Origin of the sequence: Spirillospora sp. NPDC052269, from assembly GCF_040679435.1 — a bacterium.
In the GTDB taxonomy this organism is placed as follows: Bacteria; Actinomycetota; Actinomycetes; order Streptosporangiales; family Streptosporangiaceae; genus Spirillospora.
Window position 1 is genome coordinate 123,394 of the sequence record NZ_JBFAUU010000021.1, and the last position, 16,596, is coordinate 139,989.

10 protein-coding genes and 2 CRISPR repeat arrays are annotated in these 16,596 nt (G+C 68.7%); of the genes, 8 read left to right on the forward strand and 2 right to left on the reverse strand.

The window, feature by feature from the left end; all coding sequences use genetic code 11:
- Nucleotides 1-211: 211 nt before the first annotated feature.
- The 7 genes from AB0L06_RS35985 (at nucleotide 212) to AB0L06_RS36015 (ending at nucleotide 12,458) form a co-directional block, all read left to right on the forward strand.
- Nucleotides 212-1,891 (forward strand): Cas10/Cmr2 second palm domain-containing protein, encoded by a 1,680-nt coding sequence (locus AB0L06_RS35985; RefSeq protein ID WP_500235653.1) that lies wholly within the window; start codon nucleotides 212-214, stop codon nucleotides 1,889-1,891.
- Nucleotides 1,888-4,221: an RAMP superfamily CRISPR-associated protein gene (locus tag AB0L06_RS35990; RefSeq protein ID WP_500235654.1), complete on the forward strand. Its 2,334-nt coding sequence runs from the start codon at nucleotides 1,888-1,890 to the stop codon at nucleotides 4,219-4,221. The genes AB0L06_RS35985 and AB0L06_RS35990 overlap by 4 nt, the downstream gene beginning before the upstream one ends.
- Nucleotides 4,218-5,963 (forward strand): RAMP superfamily CRISPR-associated protein, encoded by a 1,746-nt coding sequence (locus AB0L06_RS35995; RefSeq protein WP_500235655.1) that lies wholly within the window; start codon nucleotides 4,218-4,220, stop codon nucleotides 5,961-5,963. Before AB0L06_RS35990 ends, AB0L06_RS35995 begins: the two co-directional genes overlap by 4 nt.
- Complete coding sequence (gene csx19, locus AB0L06_RS36000) at nucleotides 5,960-6,502, forward strand: type III-D CRISPR-associated protein Csx19 (protein ID WP_500235656.1); 543 nt, start codon at nucleotides 5,960-5,962, stop codon at nucleotides 6,500-6,502. The genes AB0L06_RS35995 and csx19 overlap by 4 nt, the downstream gene beginning before the upstream one ends.
- Nucleotides 6,499-8,709: a TIGR03986 family type III CRISPR-associated RAMP protein gene (locus AB0L06_RS36005; RefSeq protein ID WP_500235657.1), complete on the forward strand. Its 2,211-nt coding sequence runs from the start codon at nucleotides 6,499-6,501 to the stop codon at nucleotides 8,707-8,709. Before csx19 ends, AB0L06_RS36005 begins: the two co-directional genes overlap by 4 nt.
- Complete coding sequence (locus AB0L06_RS36010; protein ID WP_500235658.1) at nucleotides 8,681-11,008, forward strand: hypothetical protein; 2,328 nt, start codon at nucleotides 8,681-8,683, stop codon at nucleotides 11,006-11,008. The genes AB0L06_RS36005 and AB0L06_RS36010 overlap by 29 nt, the downstream gene beginning before the upstream one ends.
- A gap of 376 nt (nucleotides 11,009-11,384) precedes the next feature.
- Nucleotides 11,385-12,458 carry a hypothetical protein gene (locus AB0L06_RS36015; protein WP_500235659.1) on the forward strand — a complete coding sequence of 358 codons (1,074 nt, stop codon included), beginning with the start codon at nucleotides 11,385-11,387 and terminating at the stop codon, nucleotides 12,456-12,458.
- A 346-nt stretch (nucleotides 12,459-12,804) separates the two neighbouring features.
- Nucleotides 12,805-13,440: a CRISPR direct-repeat array (repeat unit 30 nt; unit sequence GTCCTCATCGCCCCTACGAGGGTTCGCAAC).
- Nucleotides 13,441-13,857: 417 nt separating this feature from the next.
- On the opposite strand, the gene AB0L06_RS36020 is transcribed toward AB0L06_RS36015, so the two are convergent.
- Together AB0L06_RS36020 and AB0L06_RS36025 are read right to left on the reverse strand one after the other, a co-directional pair.
- Nucleotides 13,858-14,580, reverse strand: a complete 723-nt coding sequence (locus AB0L06_RS36020; RefSeq protein WP_500235660.1) for a hypothetical protein — start codon at nucleotides 14,578-14,580, stop codon at nucleotides 13,858-13,860.
- Between the two features lie 213 nt (nucleotides 14,581-14,793).
- The gene (locus tag AB0L06_RS36025; RefSeq protein WP_500235661.1) at nucleotides 14,794-15,186 is read right to left on the reverse strand and encodes a DUF5997 family protein; all 393 of its coding nucleotides are present in this window, start codon (nucleotides 15,184-15,186) and stop codon (nucleotides 14,794-14,796) included.
- A gap of 55 nt (nucleotides 15,187-15,241) precedes the next feature.
- Here AB0L06_RS36025 and AB0L06_RS36030 point away from each other — a divergent pair, with 55 nt between their 5' ends.
- Nucleotides 15,242-15,925, forward strand: a complete 684-nt coding sequence (locus AB0L06_RS36030) for a LysR family substrate-binding domain-containing protein (RefSeq protein ID WP_500235662.1) — start codon at nucleotides 15,242-15,244, stop codon at nucleotides 15,923-15,925.
- A 309-nt stretch (nucleotides 15,926-16,234) separates the two neighbouring features.
- Nucleotides 16,235-16,530: direct repeats of the CRISPR family, unit length 30 nt; unit sequence GTCCTCATCGCCCCTGTGAGGGTTCGCAAC.
- The last annotated feature ends 66 nt before the right edge of the window (nucleotides 16,531-16,596 follow it).

Sequence of the window (16,596 nt, forward strand, 5' to 3'; positions counted from 1 at the left end):
GTTCGCTCCGGCCGGATTCCGATTGGCGGCCGAGGAGGAGGCAACGCCTTGACAAGGGCGTGACCAGTTGCGTTGAAGGCGTGGACGGTGGGGCGTCGGAGCCGGTCACGGGTCAATTGTGGCGTTTGGTCGGGTGGGGCCGGTCGGTGCGCCTAGCATGCCGCTCTGGACGACCGTGGGGGTTCGTCCATCAGTACCTGGCGGTGGTGCTGTGGGCGAGAAGGGGGCCGGGGTGAAGGTGCATGCGGTCGTGTTGAGCACGGCGGGCAACCAGAACTACATCTTCGGATCGAACAAGAGGCGCGAGAACGTCGGCGCCTCGCATCTGATCACCTGTGTTGAGGACGAGTGGCTCGACAGGGCTCTGGCGGAGGCCGGGGTGGCCGACGTGGACGGCCGCCAGCAGCGCGTCGAGGAGCACGGCATCGAGGTGGTGACCGCGAACGCGGGCGGTGTGACGATGCTGGTCAGAGACTCGGAGGTGGGCAAGCGGGTCGTGGGGACGATCACCGAGGCGGCCTTGCGCGAGGCGCCCGGGCTGGACGTCTGCGGAGCGGTCGGTGAAGCCTTCGAATGGGGAATCGCGCAGGAGCTCGCCCAGGGCATCGCCGATGCCCGGGAGCTTCTCGTGGTCGCGCGGGCCAGTAGGCGCGGGCCGAGGCTGCGGTTCCCAGGGGTGCCGATCGCGGCGCGGTGCGGTTCCAGCGGCCTGCCCGCTCAGCGCGTCGTGGCGTTCCATCAGGAGCGGCGTCCGCAGGCCGGTGGTTTCCGCAAGGACCGGCCGCCTGAGGCTCGCTCGGCGCCAAGCCTGGCGAAGTTGGACGCCTTTGATCCAGCATTGCGGCGGCTGGCCGTCAAGATGGGGCTCTGCGGCGAGAACGATGAGAGTCAGAAGGCGGCGGCCCTCCGCAAACTCTCCGCGATCGTGGACCACCTGAACGACAAGGCAGAATGGGTCGCTGTCGTCCACGCCGACGGCAATGGCATGGGACGGGTATTCCAGCGATTCGCGTCCATCCTGGATCCCGAAGGCAACAAGCCTGCGGGCGAGTACACCGAGGGGCTGCGCAACCTCTCCGAGGGCGTGGACGAGTGCGCCCGGGAAGCCTTCCGGTCGGCTTTCGCGAATCTGCGCCGCGACGGGCGGACGATGGACCTGGCGGAGCCGCCGGTTCTCCCGCTCATTCTCGGGGGCGACGACCTCACGGTGGTCTGCGACGGTGAGCTGGCTCTGCCGTTCGCCCGCGATTACCTGGAGGAGTTCACCCGGCTGGCCAACGAGCACGCCGCGGTCGGTGGTGTGCTGAGGCAGGTGGAGGACCTGCGCGGGCTGGGTGCTTGTGCGGGTGTCGCCATCGTCAAGCGCCCCTATCCGTTCCACAGCGCCGTCCACTTGGCCGAACAGCTGGCCAGTGAGGCGAAGGTGGTGAAGAAGGAACTGGGGCAGGACAAGAGCGCTCTGTCGTTCCATGTTCTCTACGAGAGCGCGTTCGCCGACCTGCACCGTCTTCGCGCCCAGCAGACCCTCGCCGATGAGGGCACCTGTTTGACGGGTCAACCCTACGTCGTCGGCGAGGCGGGCGACGCGGAGTGGGCGCTCCACCGGCGCTGGGCCGACCTGGAAAGGCGTGTCGCCGCCCTGACCGAAAAGAACGACGAAACCCTCGTCATCTCGGCCAGCCAGACGAACGAACTGCGGTCCGCGCTGTTCCGTGGGCGCAAGGCCGCGGAATCCCGGCTCAACGTGGTCTCCACCTGGCTGGGCAAGGACGCGGTTCAGGGGCTCGCTGACGACGGTTCGCTGTTCTGGCCGGACGGAAGCGTCCACCGCACAGGTCTTCTGGACGCACTGAACGCCGCTCCCTTCCTCGGCTCGAAGGGCAGGACATGACCTCCATCTCACTGACTCTGCGCTTGCTGAGCGATTGGCACATCGGCGCGGGCACCGGAAAGCACGGCCTTCTCAGCCGGCAGGTGCTGCGCGATGAGGAACACGGGCTTCCGTTCGTGCCGGCGAAGTCGCTCAACGGCGCGTGGCGGGACGGCTGCGAGATCGCCGCACACGCGCTCGACGCCGACGCGCCCACCGGGGACGCTCGGATCTGGCAGTCCTGGGTGGAGTACCTGTTCGGCTATCAGCGGGCTCACCCGAGTGCCGAGGCGGACGAGACGCCGACGGCCACGGCGGCGCATCCGCGGCCGGCCGCGTTGAGCTACCTCGGTCCGCTTCGTCTCCCGGGTGATCTCGGCGAGGCCATCGCGGGGACGCGGCGGCTCCGCGACGCGGTGACGTTCGTGAAGCCGGGTGTCGCACACGACCCGGTGACCGGCGCGGCCAGGGAGGACATGCTGCGCTTCGACGAGATGGCGCGCGGCGGCATGGTCCTGGAAGGCACCGCGGAGTTGCCCGACGGGTTGTCGGAGGAGCAGCTCGGTTGTGCTCGTGCCCTGTTGTGGGCGGGTGCGCGGCTGGTCGAGGGCATCGGCGCGAAGCGGCGCAGGGGGTCGGGCCGGTGTCGGCTCGATCTCGGCGGTGTGGGGCTGCCTCCGAGCGGTGACGACTTGGCGCACTGGACCGAGACCCCTGTGCCACCACCGGCCCCCGAGTCACCTCCGGAACCCGATTCCGCCGGAAGACGCGCGGTGAGCGACGGCTGGGAGCGTGCCGTCCTGCGTATGACGCTCGAAGCGCCGTTGCTCGCCCACGAACGCACCGTCGGGAATCTCGTCCAGGGCCGTGACCACGCGCCGGGCTGGATGCTGCTGGGCCCGGTACTGCAGCGCTTGGGCTCGCCGGCCGCGGCCGCGGCGGCCCGATGCGGTGATCTGGTCGTGACGCCTGCGACCCCGCAGGTGGACGGGGAGCGAGGGCGTCCGGTCCCGCGTGTCTTCGAGCGGAGCAAGGAGGACAAGAACGTCCTGCTCAACCACATGGCGGAGGAGCCCCCGAAGGACACGGCGTTCAAGCGGATCCGGGAGGGATATGTCGCCGGTGCGACGAGTGTGGCGGTCGAAACGCCCGGCTTCGTGCTGAGAATGCACAACTCCGTAGAGGATGAGTCGCAGCGTCCGACGCAGGCGCTCGGTGGCGTCTACGTGTACCAGGCTCTCGCGCCCGGGACGGTCCTGGTAGCCGAGGTCAGGGTCCGGCGCGGCATCCTCGACACCGGCTGGTGGAAGGACCTGAACGGCCGATGGCGCCTGGGGCGGTCCCGCAAGGACGACTACGGCCTGGTGTCCGTCACCGCCGAGCCCGTCGATCCCGCCCACGACGCAGCGCCCGAAGCGGCGCCGGTCGCGAGCGGTGATCGGCTGCGCGTCTGGCTGCTGACGGACGTGCTCGTCCGCGATGAACGGCTCGCGCCGAGCGACGACCCCGCCGACTTCGCCCGGCTCCTGGAGAAGGCGCTCGCCGCCTCCGGAGCGGACGGGGTGAAGCTCGACCCCGTCCTGATGGAGCCCGGCCTGGTGCCGACCAGCTACGAGACCGCCCGGACCGACTCCTGGCACCGGGGATGGCGGCTGCCGCGGCCCGTCCTGCTCGGGTTCGCGGCCGGCGGCTGCCTGACCTTCGAGGTGACGGCGGGGCGCATCGGCGCGGATGTCCTGGCGGAGATCGAGCGGTCGGGCATCGGCGAGCGGCGCGGTGAGGGGTTCGGCCAGATCCGCGTCAACGACCCGATCCTCATGAACGGGGTGTCCCCCGCCGCCGGCGAGGTCAAGGACGGGCAGCCGCACCGGACCGTGCGTCCGCTGTCCACGGCCGATCCCGGCTTCGCGGGTGCGCGGCTCATCGAGACGGCCGCGTGGCGGGCGGAGATCTGGCGGCTCGCCGAGGAGCGGGCCGCCCGGCCGGACGAGGTGCTCGGCTCGCTCATCGAACTCTCGGCGACCCGGCTGAACGCCCTCCGCCGCCTGTTCGACCACCTCGACGAGGAGCCCGACCAGCTCAGGTCCCGCATCACCCGCCTGACGAAGAGCTGGAAGGCGCAGACGACCACGGACGCGATCTGCGCCCTGCTGACCAGCGAGGACGTCTGGAAGACGCTCGGGTTCAACGATCGGGACCGGCTGCGCCTGACCGTCGACGGCCCGGACGACCTGGACGACGAGCTGCGGGCCGAGGCGCTGCGGTCGCTGCTCACGGCCTGCCTGGCCGCCCACACCCGCAGGAAAGCCCACCCCGAGAAGGAAACCCACCCGGAGGAGGCGCGCGCATGACGCAGAGGAGGGGACGTCCGATGGACCGGCGGCTCCGGGTGCGCGGCTGGCTGCGCACCCAGACGCCGCTGCACGTGGGCGGTGTCTCGCTCGACCCCGCCGAGGCGCTGCCGGTCGCCGTGGACGGCCAGGATCGCGTCTACGTGCCGGGGACGAGTCTGGCCGGGGTGCTGCGCGCCTGGATGCGCGGCAGTGACCCCGGCACCGACCGGCTGGACGATCTGTGGGGTGTGGAGGACGCGAAGACGGGCTCCGGTCAGGCCAGCCGGGTCGTGGTGCGCGACGCGGTCATCGCCACCACGACCGGAACCGACGGCGACGGGATCCCGAACGAGCCGCTCAGGTCGCGGGCCCTGCCGGTCGTCCACGGCGTCGGCATCGACCGTGTCACCGGCGCCGCCGCGTCCGCCTTCCTGTACGCCCGTACCGTCGTCCCGCCCGGCCACTACCTGTCGTTCGAGGTCGACATCGAGACGACCGAAGCCCACCTCGCCCGTGACCGCGCCCGCCTGCACGCGATGCTGACGGCCTTGAGGTCCGAGGAGATCGGGGTCGGCGCCGCCAACGGCAAGGGGTTCGGCGTCGTGACACTGATGCCGTCGCCGCTCGACGTCCACGAGCACGACTTCACGGGCCGCGCTGGGCTGCTCGCCTTCCTCGGCGGTGAGCCGGAGAGGTTCGACGAGACCCGGGTGGACGAGCGGGCGGCCGACCTGCCCGCCCGCCGGGACCTGCTCGCCGTGCGCCTGCGGTGGAAGCCCGAAGCGCCCGTGATGGTCCGTGCCGCCGGCGAAGGCGCGGTGGTCAAGACGCTTCCGCTGACCACGGAGATCGGGCCGGACACGCTGAAGTTGACGTTGAGTGGCAGCTCCATCAAGGGCGCCCTGCGCAGCCACGCAGAGCTCATCGAACGCACCGCCCGCGGCCTGGACGCCCCGTCGCCGCCGATCCAGGACGAGGCCGACGGCACCGATGATCACGCAGCAGCGCGCCGTCACGCCGAAGCGTTCCTCAAGCAGCTCGACGCGCTGGACGCCGTCCGGTTCCTGTTCGGCGCGGCCCGCCGCGAGCCCGAAGGGGGCCACCACGATCCCGAGGCAGCCCGCCGCGAACCAGAAGCGACCCACCACGAACCCAAGGCGGCCCGCGACGAATCCGAGGTCGCTCGCCTCGAAGCCGAGGTCGCTCGCCGTGAACCCGAGGTCGCCCCGTCCTCCTACCCGTGGGGCGCGGGGGCGATGACCGTCCACGAGTGTGTGAGCGAGACGGCCATCCCGTCGGATGTGTGGGACATCGTGGTGAACGGAGCGCCGAGCGACGGCGACGACACGAAACGTCCGGCGCTGCCGCCGTCGGTCCGCGACGCGCTCGCCGCCCGCGGACTCGACCAGGCCGACCACGTCGCGATCGACCGCTGGACCGGAGGCGCCGCCGACCAGCTGCTGTTCAGCGTCCTCGAGCCGCACGGCGTGGACTGGGAGCCGATCCGGCTGACCGTCGACCTCACCAGGCTCGGCGACCATCGGGACGTGGCGCTCGCGCTGCTCCTGCTCCTCCTGCGCGACCTGGAGCAACGCCGCGTCCCGCTCGGCGGCATGGTCAACCGGGGGTTCGGCGACGTCACGATCGAGGGCATCGAGTTCTCCGGCAACGGCTGGACGGCGGAGACGACGCTCGCCGACGCCCTCCGCCACGGGGACCTCGCGTCCGCATGGCGCGAATACGCAGGGGGAACACGATGACCGAGACGACCTTGCACGTCGCGACCCGCGACGGACTCTCCTTCGCCGAGGCCATGGACGCCGCGCCGGACGGGTTCGCGCTGCTCACCACACCGTGGCGCTACGAGATCATGTCCACCGCCGAAGCGCGTCGTTCCACACCCGAAGGCGTCTTCGAGGCCCGCGTGTTCGACGAGCACACCGAGTTGCGATGGCTCGACAACGCCGACGACATCGGACGCACCGTCATGCTCTCCGAGGATGCAGCGGCCCTACCAGCGGCCTTCGCGACGCTCGACCCAGTGAAGGCCACGGGCACGGTGACGGGCGGCTACCTGCTGTGGGGAAAGGCCGTCCAGGCGTCGGACGGCTGGACGACCCTCACCACGGAACGCATCGGCAGCCTGCGCGTTCCGGGTGAATTCAGCCGAGGTGGTCACGTGGCGTTGGTGACTCGCGAATACATCGCGCGCGATCCCAACCACGGCAACGCCTATGTCGCCGAAGAGCGCCTGCTGGGCTTCGAACCCTCCGAACCGCTGCGCAGGGAGAAGGCATGACCGAGAACAAGCGGCCGAATCCGGGCTCGATCAAAGTCCGCAACCGCCTTGAACCCACCAAGGCGCCGCAGCAGGAGGCGAGAAAGCCGCCCGCGTCGGCAGGCGGGAGGGCCAAGCAGAACAAGCCGCGCCAGGGGAACGGCGGGAAGACCGAGAACGAGCGTAAGGAGCCGTTTCTCAACCCGTACACCTTCGTTCCCGCCTTCTCGCGCGAATCGCTGACGGGCGCGTTCGCCGACGCCGTCCCGCAGGGCCACGACCGGCTGCACGAGGAGAACTGGACGGGCACGATCGCCGTCCGGCTCACTGTCCGGACGCCTCTGCTGCTGCTCGACACCGCCCGCGCCTACAACGCGCCGGATGCCGAAGAAGGGCACCTCACCTACCCGGTACTGCTGCGCGACGGCCGTCCCCATCTGCCGGCCACCGCGCTCAAGGGAATGCTGCGCGCCTCCTACGAGGCGATCACCAACAGCCGCTTCGGCGTGTTCAACGGCCACGATGACCTGCCCGGATGGCGGCGCGTCGCCGACGACGCCCGCGACATGAAGCCCGTCCGCATCGGCAAGGACGGCAAGACGCTGGAGCTCTGGGACGCCGTCAAGCTCCCCGCCTACCGGGACGAACCCGTGCGGTACGCGGGGAACCAGCCGCCCCGGCACGGTGACCATGTCTGGGTCAAAATCGAGCGCGGCAAGAACACCGATGCGGTCAGCGACATCAAGCGGTATCAGGAGGACCGCCGCCCTTCCGGCTGGACCGAGGGATATGTCTTCCTCACCGGCCGGAACGTGGAGACGAAACGCGACGAGCGTGTCTTCGTCAAGGTGAACAAGCCCATGACGCACAAGCTGACCGAGGAACTCCGCGAACGCTGGGACGCGCTCATGGAGCACCATCGCAAGCACCAGTCCGACATCGACTACGACGGCGAATTCGCCATCAGCCCTCACCGGGACGACGACGAGCGTCAGACACTGACGCCGGACACGTTCTGCTGGGCGTACATGCCGAACGGGCCCGTCGAGGCGCTGTATCCGGTCATGATTCCGCGCGAACTCGGCATTGCAAGCGCAGCCGAGATGGTGCCTCCGCAGATGGAACCGGCCACCCGGTACGGCGACCTGTCCCCCGCGGACCGCGTGTTCGGCTGGGTCGCCCAACAGGGATCCGGCACCCGTCCGGCCGCATATCGGGGTCGGCTGCGCATCAGCGATGTCACGTGCATGACCGCACCCGAAAAGGCCGTCCAGCGGTTCCCTGCGGGCGGGCTGCCGCTGTCGATCCTCGCCCAGCCGAAACCGTCCCAGGCTCGGTTCTACCTTTCCGAGAATGCCGCCGAGCCGCACCGTCCGATACAGAACGGCGCGCCCAAGAACGACGTGCACCGCGATCCTGACCGAGCCCTCCGGGGGCGCAAGTTCTACTGGCATCACCGGCAGGCGGCGGAGAACGCCCTCTACTGGACGCAGCCGCCCTCCTCGATGGGTGACCCCACGCAGCAGCTCATCGACGGCAAGCTCTACCGCGAGTACCGGCGGCCGAACGCGCCCGCCGAGGAACGCCTCGCCCGCGACAAGACGGCGTTCCGGACGACCGGAGACGCGCAGCGCGACAAGCAGAACCGCTCCGTCCTCGGCTGGATCGCCCAGGGGACCGAGTTCACTTTCAGCATCGGCGTCCGCGACATCCCCGACGTCGAACTCGGCGCCCTGCTCCTTCTGCTGACACTCGACGAGGAACATCACCTCCGCCTCGGCCTGGGCAAGCCACTCGGGTTCGGCAGTATCCACGTCTCCCTGGACCCGGAGCGCACGAAGCTCAACACCGGCGCGCAGTGGTCGGAGTACTACCGAGACCTGACCGGTGAACTCCCCGACTCGTCCGCCGAAACCGTCGTGGGCAAATGCCTCCGGGCTTTCAACGAGGCGGTGCGGCAGCAGCCGGGATTCGCCGAGATCGAGGCCGCGTTCCGCGCCACGGCCCGAGGCAGCGACGACCTCCCCGTCCACTACCCCCGGGCACGCCCCGAGGACATGCGCGCACAACGAACCCCACCGAACCCGGCCGGCGAGTCGTTCGCCTGGTTCACCGCCAACGAGAAGATCCAGGAAAGGCGCGTCGCACCGGGCCGGGGCCGCTCCCTCCCGTCCGCCAGCGCCCCCCGAGGAAGCGAACTTGACGTCTACAACGAAGAGAAGTCCTGAGCGGAACGCGGCGCCGCTGCTGATCCACCCGATCGGCGGCGGCGACCTCGGCTGGCCCCCGCTCGCGACGTCCCCGGCGCCGATCGATTTCCACGGCGGCCCCGACGACCGCAGACCCCTGCACAAGGTCTTCAGCGGCCTCACCGAGGCGGGCATCGACATCAGCGGCCTGCTGATCATCGCGACGACGAACATCCACGGCCCCTCCCCGCGACCGTTCGTGGAGCACGCGCAGAGGATGAAGGAACTGCTGTGCTCCGCCGCCGGCCTCTGCGGCCGGACGTTCACGGAGGGCAGCCTCCACATCGTCCCGATCGCCGAACCCACCGTCCGCGACAGCGTCGAACCCCTCAAAGCCATGCTCGCCGCGATCACGCCTGGCGAATGCCTGCTGACCTCCGGGGCCGGCTCCTACGCGCTCGGCGCCGGAGTCCTCCTCGCTGGCATCGAGACCGGCGTGCCGATGACGCTGCTGCCGGTCGACGAACCGTCCGCCGCCTACCGCCTGAGCGACCTGATCGACCCGCACGACACCCTCCGCAACTGGCTGCTGCGGCACCGCTTCTGGGACGAGCTCGCCTCCGTCGACCCACCGAACGCCCGCCTCTGGCGACTCTTGGCCGCCCGTCAGCGCGCCGATATCAGCCTCGCCGAGAACACCGCCGCCTTCCCCGGTCTCAACCAGGGAAGACTCACCAAGCTCACCGAACTCTGGCCGACCGTCCAGGCCGCCTTCTACGAGCGCCTCGCGCGCGGCGAGGCCATGGACCACTCGCTGCTGCGCACCTGGTTCACGCAGCGGATCAGCAAGCCGTCCGGCAAAGAGGCCGCCACAGTCCCCGAATCGGCGCGACACGTGCTGGAAGACCTCGCCCGAAACCTCAGCGCCCCCGAGCAGCGTGGCGGCGCCAGCCTGATCACGGAAGCGCGCCACCGTCTCGGCCACGTCCCCCAAGCCCGCCACGCGGCGCTGGTGGGAGACGCGGAGTTCGTCGACTTCTTCGAGAAGAGCGCTTCCCACCGGGCACACCTCACTCCGCCTGGAGCCCGGCAGCTGCCCGGGTCACTGCTCGCGAACGCGGACCAGTGGGAGAAGGGCGACCTGGTCCCCAAGGTGGTGGAACAGTGCGGCATGACGGCGTGGCCGGTCCTTGGGACCGGCGACGTCCTCGTCCTGATGTGCGTCGGAAAGACCCCCAAGGACGATCCGAACGACAAGGGAGGCCACGCGGCCGTCCGCCAGGTGATCGACTGGGCATCCCAGCGCCGCAGCGAGCTCGCCCGTCCCGGCAGGATCAGACTGCGCCTGCTGGCCAGCGAAGAGACCCTGGAGCGAGCCCGATCCTGGGTCACCCTCGCCCGGTCGACCGCCCCCGCCGGCAGCCTCGACGCCGACGCCCTCGGCCCCTTCTCCACCGAACCGGGAGACGCCGCCGACATCAACGCCGCCCTCCTCGCCGAACTCGGCAAGGCCGAACCGAGCGGCTTCTACGGCTCGACCAGCCTCCGCGACGTCGACGAGGTCCTCCTTGTCATCAACTCGGGCAAGCCCGTCACGGTGAACGGGATGGTCGCCGCGGGCGTCCAATGGTCCCTGAACGCCGCCTGCCCCCTGCGCGTCGCAGAACTCGGCCGCGACCGCGCTCTGCGCACCGTCATCAACGAAGCCGGTCTCACGCTGTGCCGCCTCGGCATGGACGCCCGCCTCGCGCGGCTCGCATCGTCGGCCCTCCGGCGCCTCGACACCCGCACCGCCTGGCAGCTGCTCGCCAACGGCTCGCCGGCCCTCTCCCGCGCCCGCGACGGCGCCGAGCAACTTCATGGCGACCTGTACGACCACGCACAACCGACCACCAGCGACGACACCCGGCATGAACTGGCTTGCAGTCGCCTCGAACTGATCGCACATGCCCTGGCGGACGAACCGTGGCCAGCTTGCTACACGGCCGTTGAAGTGCTCCGACCCGGTCTTTTCAACTGGGACGCATGGAACGAGCTGCGGCAACGATCCACCTCCCTAAGGAAACTGAACGCCTACCGCAACGAGACCCCCTACGCCCACCTGCTCGACAGGCTCCGCGAAGAGCAATCCGAGCAAGCGAGCAGAACGGGCAGGCGCAGGCCCTCGAAGAGACCGCCCGCTCCGGAAGCGGTCCTCCGGGAGCTGCGCGGATCCATCGAGGCCCTCCAGCAGCTCCGTCCGCCCCACAACCGCCGTCGCGAACCGGACCTCACTCTCGTCACGAGCTACAAGCGCCTCTGCGACCAGCTCGAGCAGCTGGGGAAAGACGCCCGATGATCACCGGTTCACCGGCAGCCATCGCCGAACAAAGCCCGACGCGCACCCGCCTTGAAGGCCGTCCGACAGGGCGCTCGGCGCATGTTCGCGCAGGCCCGCAGCTCGGAGGGCCACAATCGGAAGCACCGTCACATCTCACCCCAACCCACATCTAACGGGCCGCAAGACCTTGTCGAACGACAGATCCGCAGCGGTGCTGCCAGCCGCCGAATGCACGCCCGAGCCTTGACGTGAATGGACGGCTCCCCGAAACTTGTAGGCGTTCGACGGCCATCGCCGAAGAGCATTTCGAGGCTTCTGCCTCCTGAGGAAGACCGAGTCTCCAGGCCAACGCCTGTGAGACCTCCGGTCTGTTCGGACTCCCTCAGGAGGCTTCGTGCAGCCCCTCTCTCATCTGGCCGATCGTGACGATGCGGTCGCGTTCTCGGCGTTCCACACCTTCGCTTCTCCAGCTCTTCGCGTAGCTGCGCGCTGGCCGCTGCAGCGAGCGAGGCACACCAGCCGTCCGTGCGCTTCGCCGACCGGCCAGGGATGGTGCGCCGAGTGCGAGGCGACGGTCGACGATCTCCTCCTTGAGAGCTTCACCCGCCTGCGATCCGCGCTGGATGGGGAGATGCCGACGACCCGCTCGGGACAGCCGGTCCGCGAAATGGTCCTGGCCTGCGATCATCTGGCCTCGTCCGAAGCGCAGAGCGAGGACACCGCTGCCTGGGCACTGGAGCTGCGCCGGGAAGGCCGCAGCGAGCCCGCATGGCTGCGGGCTACCCGGGCCCAGCTCGTCCACTACCCGCTGCGGCACCTGGAGGAGCGGACGAGGCGCGCCGACGCCGTTCGTCGTGGGGCGTCGGCCCGTCCGGACCGTGACCTCCGGCAGGCCGCCTGGGCAGCTCCCCTCAGGGACGATCCGGCGAGCCTGGACATGCTCATCCTGGCCGTGTTCCGCACGCGACGCAGAGTCCCCGACCTCCTTCAGGTGCCGGACGACCTGCAGAAGCGCTACAAGCTGACCCCAGTGGAAGCCTCCCGGCGAATGTCGACGGCCTTGACGGCACTACACAAGGTCAACCCGGGCTTCTTCGCCGCCAACATCGATGACGCGATCCCTTCTCGCGACATCAAACCGCCAATCGACCCACAGGAGCGCCACACGACAGCCGTGGGACAGATCCATGCCCGAAGGAGCCTGGCCCGCCTCCTCACATCTCCCGCCAACGAACCCGCCCCATGCGCGGCACGCCGAAGGGCATACCAGCACATCGTCGCCGCCATCTGCGCGATCGCCACCGGACAGAGCGTCGCCCCAGCCACCGTGGCCGCCCGGGAACTCGACATCACTCCGAAAAAGGCCGAACGCTTGGTACGTCGTCTCGCCGTCCTGGTGTCCAAGGCAGGCGTGGACTGGACAGACCACCTGACGGAGGCCGCACCCGCCGCTGCAGTCGCCCAGTAACCCGCCCCACGCAGCACATCACGGCGCCGCCATCCTCCGGCAAGCCGACCGGCCTGCAAGGCGCAGCCCTCAACGAGGGGGCGGTGCAGTCAGACAGGCAGGGGGCGTTGCCTTGGCCAGTTACCCCCAGGCGGCGCGCCACCGCATGTCCTCAATGGCCCCCGTCAGTGCCCGCTGCCCCGCTCCGGCATCTTGTAACCTCTTCAATCATCCGAACCATTGCCACCAAGTTGATCAAGCGAATTTCAGCGACACGCCGGGCTGGACAACACAACCGACGGTTCGCTGAAGAATCCACTTCCGGCCGGTCCTCCTTCCACCTACGCACCTGCGGCTTTACCATGGGGTCCTCATCGCCCCTACGAGGGTTCACAACGGACGGGTCCATCGATCGCGGGCTGTGGCAGATCAAGTCCTCATCGCCCCTACGAGGGTTCACAACGCGATCACAGTTGCGGCGCCGCCGGTCGCCATTCCGAGCGTCCTCATCGCCCCTACGAGGGTTCACAACTCGAAGTCGTGGGCGAACTCCTTGACGTAGACGCCGGGTCCTCATCGCCCCTACGAGGGTTCGCAACTGTACTTGGCCAGGTACCCCGCCACCCGCGCCGGGTCCTCATCGCCCTTTCGAGGGTTCGCAACGCGGCCCAGATGATCGGGTAGAGGCTCATCGCGCCGTCCTCATCGCCCCTACGAGGGTTCGCAACAACGTCTCGCGGGTCCGCCAGTACTCCGAGAGCGCTCGCCGGTCCTCATCGCCCCTACGAGGGTTCGCAACGGCTTGTGCTGGATCCGGGTCAGGCGCCACCACCTGGGGTCCTCATCGCCCCTACGAGGGTTCGCAACCGGACCTGCTGCGCGAGGATCTCCCGGTCACGCTCGGCGGTCCTCATCGCCCCTACGAGGGTTCGCAACTGGGGATCTGGGTGTAGTCGGCGCGCTGGAGGCTGATGTCCTCATCGCCCCAACGAGAGTTCGCAACGAGGTGTAGAAACGCACCTCCCATCCGCTGCTGGTGGTCCTCATCGCCCCTAACGGGGAATTCACAATCAGACGAGTGCTTCGCGATCAGCGAGAAGGTTGAGGACCTCTGCGACACCTCGCGCCAGTTGCCGACTGATGCGGAGAGCTCGGAGAAGGCGAGGATCTGGCGTGAGGTGCACCGGAGGGTGCTCAGCCACGGCTACTGGGCGCGGCCCGTCGAGGTGGACTGTCACTTCGAGTCGATCTGCGAGTTCGGCGCCTTCTTCGTCAGGACCATCAAGTTCCGCCCCACCCTCGAAAGCGGCGCGATGGCGCGGCTGGCAAGGTCCTGGTCCCCACGGAACGGATTCTTGGTGGCCTGTTCACGTACCTGGATGGGCAGCCGGACTGATTCGAACTCTGCCAGCTGGCCCGATCAACGGGACGGGCTTCCGTTCCGGTACTGCTCCGGATCGGCCGTGACGATCCTCGCGGCCGCTTCTACCTCGGCATGCAATTCAGGCGGGTAGTCGGAGAGGTTGAGCGAGAACTGATACGAGAGATACCGACTTTCCTCTGGGCTGTTAGAGGCGACGAACGCTCGTAGGCAACCGATCCGGAAACGAGGCTGCAGGTGACGGTAGAGGGCCCGGACTTCCGCGTTGTTATCCGCTGGAGTCGGTGTCCGTGGGCTGAGGGAGACCCGGATCGCGCCCTCATCGGAGCTCTGGCCATCCAGGTCAGCACGGAGCTCTTCCATCGTCGCGTACCGCAGGGACGGCACCGCCCAGTACCAAGCCATCGCCGCGCCAAGCTTCTCAGCAGCCAAGCCGGTTTCGAGATAGCCAAGGACGCGCTCCATGACCTGCCGCGCGCCGATGCTCCTCACAAGCGGCTCAATCAACTGGCGGTTGCCGCTGGGATTGTGGTCATGGGCAATGGCACGCATGATCTGATCCGCATGCTCTCGCACAGCCCCTCGGTCGGCCGCGCATGCCTCGCCGATCTTGAGTCGCTTGATCTCGCAGCGTTCGTAGGCATCCAAGCCGGGATCATCGGGAGTCTCGGCCGACCAGCTCTCGCTGGGGCAGAACATGGTCGCCAGTTCGTCGAGCAGCGGTTCGAACAGACTCAGACGCTCATCGAGTTCCGTCGCCAACACCGACTCCCATCTCGAGCCCGCGGCCAGCCTGATCCCCAGTATCGCACGTTCGCGAGCGTGGAACCGCCGAGATAGGTGGCCAGCAGCTTCTTCAGATGGGTGTCCAGTTCCGCGCCAGGTGTCATGGCGTCCCCATCGACGCTGGCGTGGACGTCAGGCCCAGGGGCACGTCGGGCAGATCGATCGAGGCATCTGCCTCGTTCCCGCGGGTCAGGCCTTGGCCGCCTTGGCGCGCTGCTCCTTGAGGCGGAGTTCCTCTTTGCGGACCTCAGCCTGGGTGGTCTGCTCACGCTCGAGCCACTCGGGCTTTTCGCCCTTCAACGCCTCGATCTCGGCGGTGGTGAGGGGGCCGGTGATCCCGCCGCGGACGAGGCCGGAGGCGGAGACGCGGAGCTTGGCGGCGATGACCTGGCGGGGGTGGGGGCCTTCGCGGCGCAGGTCTGCGAGCCACGCGGGCGGGTTGGCCTGAAGTGCGTTCAGCTCGTCCCGGGAGACGACGCCCTCCTGGAATTCGGCGGGCGCTGCCGACAGCAGGATCCCCAGCTTCTTGGCTGCGGTCGCCGGCTTCATGGTCTGCGGGGTCTTCCCCTTGGACGTGCTCATGGCGTCAAGGGTAGCCAGCGGTAGAGAGCCGTCTGGACACGGCTAGGCTGAGAAGATGACCAAGGGTGAGTTCCGGCTGGCCTACGCGCCGGGGGTGACGCCCGGGAAATGGGCCAAGGTGTGGGCCGAGCGGGTGCAAGATGTGCCGCTCCAGCTGATCCAGGTGCCGGCCGCTGAGGCCGTCCCCCTGCTGCGGGACGGCGGCGCGGACGCGGCGTTCGTGCGCCTGCCCGTCGACCGCGAGGGCCTCCACGTGATCCCGCTGTACCTGGAAACGACCGTGGTGGTCGTGCCGAAGGATCATGCGGTGGCCGCGGTCGAGGAGGTGGAGCTCGCCGATCTCGCCGACGAGGACGTGTTCGAGCCGCTCGACGAGGTCTTGACATGGGACGACCGCCCCGGGCAGCCCGCCTTCACCCGTCCTGAGGACACCGCGAACGCGATCGAGCTGGTGGCCTCGGGGGCCGGCATCCTCCCGCTCCCCCAGTCTCTGGCCCGCCTCCACCACCGCAAAGACCTCACCTACCGCACCGTGACCGACGCCCCCCAGTCCCAAATCGGCCTGGCCTGGCTCGACGCCGACACCAGCGACCTCATGGAGGAACTGATCGGCATCGTCCGCGGCCGCACCCCCAACAGCTCTCGCGGCCGCGCCCCCCAACAACAGCAACCCACTCGCAAGAAGCCCTCGCAAAAGCACTCCCCTCCCAAGCAACACCGCCGAACGCGCCGCCGGTAGCCAGAAGGGTGATGCCCACCGGCGTCACCAAATGAAGCTTTGGGACTCTTTAGGCGATCAGCCAGCTTTTCGTTAAGTTTGGTGAACCTGACCCTTCACAATGCCCCTTGATACCGTCGAAGGCCCTACGGCGCTCCGACAGTGGCGCGATGGTCAACGAGTGAGGGGCGCCCATGTAGCCACTGACACTAAGTTGATCAGGCAGTTTTCAGCGACACGCCGGGCTCGACAGCGCAACCGACGGTTCGCCGAAGAACCCACCTCCGGCGGGCCCTCTCACCTCCCAGGCAACTGCGGCTTTACCCTGGGGTCCTCATCGCCCCTGTGAGGGTTCGCAACAACATGGCGCGGGAGCTGTTCGGGGAGGCCGGGTTGTCCTCATCGCCCCTGTGAGGGTTCGCAACAGGAAAACCACACCGCCTTGATCAACACCCCGAGGCGTCCTCATCGCCCCTGTGAGGGTTCGCAACGATGAGACGACCCGCGCGAACCGTGCGAACGGCGACATGTCCTCATCGCCCCTGTGAGGGTTCGCAACTCGTGTGGACCGGACGGTACGCGCTCGGCTCCGGGACGTCCTCATCGCCCCTGTGAGGGTTCGCAACGATGAGACGACCCGCGCGAACCGTGCGAACGGCGACATGTCCTCATCGCCCCTGTGAGGGTTCGCA

What these genes read in the sequence shown, in the direction of transcription:
- AB0L06_RS35990 (WP_500235654.1), top strand. Translation starts at nt 1,888, where the DNA reads ATGACCTCCATCTCACTGACTCTGCGCTTGCTGAGCGATTGGCACATC.
- AB0L06_RS35995 (WP_500235655.1), top strand. Translation starts at nt 4,218, where the DNA reads ATGACGCAGAGGAGGGGACGTCCGATGGACCGGCGGCTCCGGGTGCGC.
- csx19 (WP_500235656.1), top strand. Translation starts at nt 5,960, where the DNA reads ATGACCGAGACGACCTTGCACGTCGCGACCCGCGACGGACTCTCCTTC.
- AB0L06_RS36005 (WP_500235657.1), top strand. Translation starts at nt 6,499, where the DNA reads ATGACCGAGAACAAGCGGCCGAATCCGGGCTCGATCAAAGTCCGCAAC.
- AB0L06_RS36025 (WP_500235661.1), bottom strand. Translation starts at nt 15,186, where the DNA reads ATGAGCACGTCCAAGGGGAAGACCCCGCAGACCATGAAGCCGGCGACC.
- AB0L06_RS36030 (WP_500235662.1), top strand. Translation starts at nt 15,242, where the DNA reads ATGACCAAGGGTGAGTTCCGGCTGGCCTACGCGCCGGGGGTGACGCCC.